The sequence below is a fragment of the Ochrobactrum sp. SFR4 genome (assembly GCF_019730395.1).
Taxonomy (GTDB): Bacteria; Pseudomonadota; Alphaproteobacteria; order Rhizobiales; family Rhizobiaceae; genus Pseudochrobactrum.
Genome location: NZ_JAAPBB010000162.1, coordinates 1 through 493 on the forward strand (window position 1 = coordinate 1; position 493 = coordinate 493).

Consider the following 493-nt stretch of genomic DNA (forward strand, 5'->3'; position numbering starts at 1 on the left):
ATGGCTGGCAGAGCCATTTGATAATACAATTGCAGTTATCTGCTTTATGGTGCTGTTTACGACGATCGTGATGGCCTCATTTGGAGTGGTAGGCGAAGCCGATCATCTGGCGCATCAATTGGGCGAGCCTTACGGCACGCTCATTCTCACACTGTCGATTGTGTCGATTGAAGTAATCCTGATCGCTTCGGTTCTGCTTGGGCCGGGTGAATTTCCGACCATCGGCCGTGATGCTATTTTCTCGGTGATGATGATCATTCTCAATCTGGTGACAGGTCTTTGTTTGCTTGTTGGCGGGCTGCGTTATCGCGAACAGGAATATTATGCACAGGGCTCAGTCAGCTATCTTTCCCTGATTACAATGCTCACTGGTCTTGCTCTGGTTTTGCCGAATTATGTGTCCGGTGCCGGTGAATTCAATTTCATACAAGCCGTTGCATTCTCGGCTATTACGATTGTGGTCTATGCTGTGTTTCTCTGGATGCAGATCGGT

The 493-nt window shown here is 48.5% G+C and carries 1 protein-coding gene; it reads left to right on the plus strand.

The features are described 5' to 3' along the window. Window positions 1-493 (plus strand): calcium:cation antiporter family protein (locus tag HBA93_RS18365; protein ID WP_502910139.1); only part of this gene is annotated, 493 nt, incomplete at both ends.